The sequence below is a fragment of the Mycobacterium sp. 1245801.1 genome, assembly GCF_001673055.1.
Taxonomy (GTDB): Bacteria; Actinomycetota; Actinomycetes; order Mycobacteriales; family Mycobacteriaceae; genus Mycobacterium; species Mycobacterium europaeum_A.
The window spans coordinates 1-4568 of record NZ_LZKY01000142.1; the positions used below are offsets into that span (position 1 = coordinate 1).

General features: G+C 69.0%; 3 protein-coding genes and 2 pseudogenes. 2 read left to right on the plus strand and 3 right to left on the minus strand.

Annotated features, from left to right (window positions below; all coding sequences use genetic code 11):
* Positions 1 to 191: 191 nt before the first annotated feature.
* From A5622_RS08595 to mqo, 3 genes and pseudogenes are all read right to left on the minus strand, one after another.
* Positions 192 to 1100: pseudogene (locus A5622_RS08595) on the minus strand (ATP-binding protein); the annotation flags it as partial.
* The gene (locus A5622_RS08600; protein ID WP_066877891.1) at positions 1097 to 1567 is read right to left on the minus strand and encodes a GNAT family N-acetyltransferase; all 471 of its coding nucleotides are present in this window, start codon (positions 1565 to 1567) and stop codon (positions 1097 to 1099) included. The gene A5622_RS08600 and the pseudogene A5622_RS08595, both read right to left, overlap by 4 nt.
* Positions 1564 to 3090 (minus strand): malate dehydrogenase (quinone), encoded by a 1527-nt coding sequence (gene mqo / locus A5622_RS08605; RefSeq protein ID WP_082994556.1) that lies wholly within the window; start codon positions 3088 to 3090, stop codon positions 1564 to 1566. The genes A5622_RS08600 and mqo overlap by 4 nt, the downstream gene beginning before the upstream one ends.
* 159 nt (positions 3091 to 3249) lie before the next feature.
* On the opposite strand from mqo, the gene A5622_RS08610 reads away from it, so the two are divergent.
* Positions 3250 to 4257: an alpha/beta hydrolase gene (locus A5622_RS08610; RefSeq protein WP_066866990.1), complete on the plus strand. Its 1008-nt coding sequence runs from the start codon at positions 3250 to 3252 to the stop codon at positions 4255 to 4257.
* Positions 4258 to 4261: 4 nt separating this feature from the next.
* Positions 4262 to 4568, plus strand: a pseudogene (locus tag A5622_RS08615) (mycothione reductase); the annotation flags it as partial.

Genomic DNA, 4568 nt, shown 5'->3' on the forward strand with positions numbered 1-4568 from the left:
CACGGCGACCACGCCCTCGGCGACCAGCCTCGCCGCCGCGATCCGGGTGCGGCCCAACGGATCCGGCCCGGCGGTGGTCAGTCCACCGACGCGGAAGAAACTGCGTCGCAACAGAACTCGGCACGGGACGGCAAGCCGGCCCCGCCGAAGACCAGACCCAGTGCGCCGCCGTCGAAAACCTTTCCCACCCGCGCCAGGGCCTCATCCAGCTGGTCGCGGTCGATGCCCGGGTCGTCGAACGGGTCGCGGCGGCGCCGATGCGGCAACGCCAGTTCGGCGGCCACCCGGATGTCGGATTCCGCGACGGTGTCCGCGCCGCGCCAGGCCGCATGCGCGACGGCGGTGCGGGCCACCACCAGATCGGCGCGCATCCCGTCGACGTCGAACGCCGCGCACAGCGCCGCGATGCGCCGTAATTCGTTGTCGGGCAACACCACATCGCCGACGAGCGCGCGCGCCGCGGCGATGCGCCGGGCCAGCTCGGCATCGGCGTCGGCGTAGCGCGCGGCGAAACCCTCCGGGTCGGCCTCGTAGGCCATCCGCTGCCGGATGACCTGCACCCGCACGTCGACGTCGCGCGAGGCGTGGACGTCGACGGTGAGCCCGAACCGATCCAGCAGTTGCGGACGCAGTTCGCCCTCTTCAGGATTCATGGTGCCGATCAACACGAACCGGGCCTCATGCGAGTGGGAGATGCCGTCGCGTTCGATGTGCACCCGGCCCATCGCCGCGGCGTCGAGGAGCACATCGACCAGGTGGTCATGCAGCAGGTTGACCTCGTCGACGTACAGCACCCCGCCGTGTGCCCGGGCCAGCAGGCCCGGCGAGAACGCGTGCTCGCCGTCGCGCAGCACCCGCTGCAGATCCAGCGAGCCGATCACGCGGTCTTCGGTTGCCCCGAGCGGCATTTCGACCAGCCCGGCGTCGCTGCCGGTGGCGTCGGACAGCAATGCCGCGAGGCCGCGCACGGCCGTCGACTTGGCGGTGCCCTTCTCGCCGCGGATCAGCGCGCCGCCGATCTCCGGGCGCACGGCGCACAGCAAGAGCGCCAGGCGCAGCTGATCGTGCCCGACGATCGCGCTGAACGGGTAGGGCTTCACCGTTTTGCCGCCAATCCCGAACCGGGCCGCAGCATGGGCACATGCGGAACGCCGTCGTCAAGGAAATCGTCGCCGTCGCGCACGAATCCGTGCTGGGCGTACATCTCCGCCAGATACGTCTGCGCGTTGATCCGGCACGGGTAGTCGCCCACCTCGGCCAGCGCCGCGCGCAGCAGCCGGGTGGTGTGGCCCTGACCGCGCGCATTGCGTTTTGTACACAGTCGCCCGATCCGGAACGCCTTTTCACCCCCGGCGTGCTCCTCCATCAGCCGCAGGGTGGAGATCACCTCGCCGTCCGGCGTTTCCAGCCAGAAGTGCCGGGTTTCGGCCAGCAGGTCCCGCCCGTCCAGTTCCGGATACGGGATCGCCTGTTCGACGACGAATACCTCCACCCTCAGCTTGAGTAACTCGTAAAGTGTTTGAGCGTCAAGATCTTTGGCCCAAATACGTCGCAGTGCTTCTGTCACTGGCGCCGCTCCTCCTCATCGCTTGCGGGACCTACGCCCGCATCGCTCAACCCCAAAACCCGCGTTCCCCAGGAAAAGACTTCGTCGTACAGCGCCGGCTCATCCGACAGCGTCGCCCCCAGCGACGGGACCATCTCTTTGAGCGCGGGCAGCCACGACTGAAAGCGGGTGGCAAAACAGCGTTCCAGCACACCGAGCATGATCGGCACGGCGGTCGACGCCCCCGGAGAGCCGCCGAGCAGGCCCGCGATGCTTCCGTCGGCCGCACCCACCACCGTGGTGTCGAAGTCGAGCATCCCGCCCTTGCGTTTGTCCCGCCGAATCACCTGCACCCGCTGACCGGCCACCGTCGGCTCCCAATCCGAACCCTGCGCGCTGGGGGCGAATTCGCGCAGCATGCGCAGCCGGTCCGGGACGGACAGCCGCAGCTGGCCGACCAGGTACCTGACCAGCGTCAGCTGCGTGATGCCGACGCCGACCAGGGAGGCCAGGTTGTTCGGCTTGACCGAACGGGGCAGATCGGTGAAGTGGCCGTGTTTCAAGAACTTCGGCGACCAGCCGGCGTACGGGCCGAACACCAGCCACGGCTTGCCGTTGACATAGCGCAGGTCGAGATGCAGCGCACCCAGCGGCGGGGCGCCCGGCGCGGGCGCGCCGTATACCTTGGCGCGGTGCGCGGCCGTCAGCGCCGGGTTGTCGGCGCGCAGGAACCGCCCGCCGATGGGGAATCCCGCGAAACCTCTCACCTCGCCGATGCCGGACTTCTGCAACAGCGGCAGCGCGTCACCGCCTGCCCCGACGAAGACGAATTTGGCGTTCAGCCGGTGCTTTTCGCCGGTGCGCCGGTTGCGGACCAGTAGCGTCCAGGTGCCGTCGGGCTGGCGGGACAGGTTGCGGACCTCGTTACCGAACAACGCGGTCGCGCCGCCGCGCACGCAGAACCCGACGAGTTGTCGTGACAGGGCGCCGAAGTCGACGTCGGTGCCGTGGGCGGCCCAGTTCAGCGCCGTCGGTTCGGAGAAGTCGCGCCCGGCGGACATGAACGGTAGCCGGCGGGCGAACTCACCGGAGTCCTCGATCAATTCGATGCCGGCGAACAGCGGGTTGGGCGCCAGGGCCCGTTGCCGTCGCCGGAGGTAGTCGACGCGCTGCGCGCCGCGCACGAAGCTCGCGTGCGGGATCGCGGTGAGGAATCCTCGGTCGGTCAGGATGCCGTTCTCGACGGCGTAGGCCCAGAACTGGCGGGTCACCTGGAATTGCTCGTTGATGCGCACCGCTTTGCTGATGTCGATCGAGCCGTCGGCGCGCTGCGGCGTGTAGTTCAGCTCGCACAGCGCCGAATGCCCGGTGCCGGCGTTGTTCCAGGGGCTGCTGCTCTCGGCGGCGACGGCGTCCAGGCGCTCCACGAAGGTCATCGACCAGTCCGGCTGCAGCCGGCGCAGCAACGCTCCCAGCGTCGCGCTCATGATGCCTGCGCCCACCAGCACGACGTCCGTCCGCGTGGTTGTGGCTAGCGCTGACACCGGCTTGCTGGTCCTTCCCTTGGCTGGGCCGATCCTCAGGTTATCCCGAGCCCATGTCGCCGCGAACGGCGTGCGGCACCCCGTGGCCAGCAAAAGCTCTAAGCTGGCTTGGTGAAAGGCGGGGCGACTGGCGGGGTGACCGGCGAAGCGACCGGCTGGGTGCCCGATGTCCTCCCCGGTTATTGGCAGCGCACCATCGTCCTGGGGTCCGATCCTGCCGGCGAGGGTGACATCGTCGCGACCCTGATACGGCGCGGCCCCGAGTCCCGGCAGTCGGGCCGGCGGCCTGATGGGCGCGCGGTGCTCGCGGTGCACGGTTACACCGACTACTTCTTCCACACCGAACTGGCCGACCATTTCGCGGCCCGTGGCTTCACCTTCTACGCGCTCGACCTGCACAAGTGTGGGCGGTCGCGGCGCGACGGCCAGACGCCGCACTTCATCACCGACCTCACCAACTACCAGACCGAACTCGACCAGGCGCTGGCCGCGGTCGCAGAACACGGCCAGGTGCTGGTGTACGCGCATTCCGCGGGTGGGCTCATCGTGTCGCTGTGGCTGGACCGGCTGCGCCGACGAAACCCGGCCGCCCACGCGGCCGTTCGCGGCCTGGTGCTCAACAGCCCGTTCTTGGAGTTGCCCGGGCCGCCGATCCTGCGGCATTCCGTGACGGTGGCGCTGATCGCGGGCCTGTCCCGGGTGCGGTCCAAGGGGGTGGCCCGCTCGCCGGGTGAGGGTGGCTACGGCACCACGTTGCACCGCGACTACGGCGGCGAGTTCGACTACGACCTGCAGTGGAAACCGGTCGGCGGCTTCCCGATCACCTTCGGTTGGCTGCACGCCATCCGCCGCGGCCAGGCCCGGCTGCATCGCGGCCTGGACGTCGGTGTGCCCAACCTGATCCTGCGCTCGGACCACAGTGTGCACGAAAGCACCGATTCGGCGGCCATGCAGCGCGGCGACGCGGTCCTCGACGTCACCCAGATCGCCCGCTGGGCCGGCTGTATCGGCAACCGCGGCAGCGTAGTTCCGGTGCCCGACGCCAAGCACGACGTGTTCTTGTCGCTGCAGGGGCCACGCGAAGTCGCCTATCGGGAGCTGGACCTCTGGCTGGACGGCTACCTGCGCGCCGACAACGACGCCTCGGCATCGCTGCGAAAGGGGTGACGGCTTGGAGACTTACGACGTCGCGATCATCGGAACCGGTTCGGGCAACAGCATTCTCGATGACCGGTTCGCCGAAAAGCGGGTGGCGATCTGCGAAGAGGGCACGTTCGGTGGCACCTGCCTGAACGTCGGGTGCATCCCGACGAAGATGTTCGTCTACGCCGCAGAGGTAGCCCAGACCATCCGGGGCGCGGCGCGTTTCGGCATCGACGCACGCATCGACCGGGTGCGCTGGGACGACATCGTCTCGCGCGTCTTCGGGCGCATCGACCCGATCGGGGTCAGCGGTGAGGATTACCGGAACGCCGCAC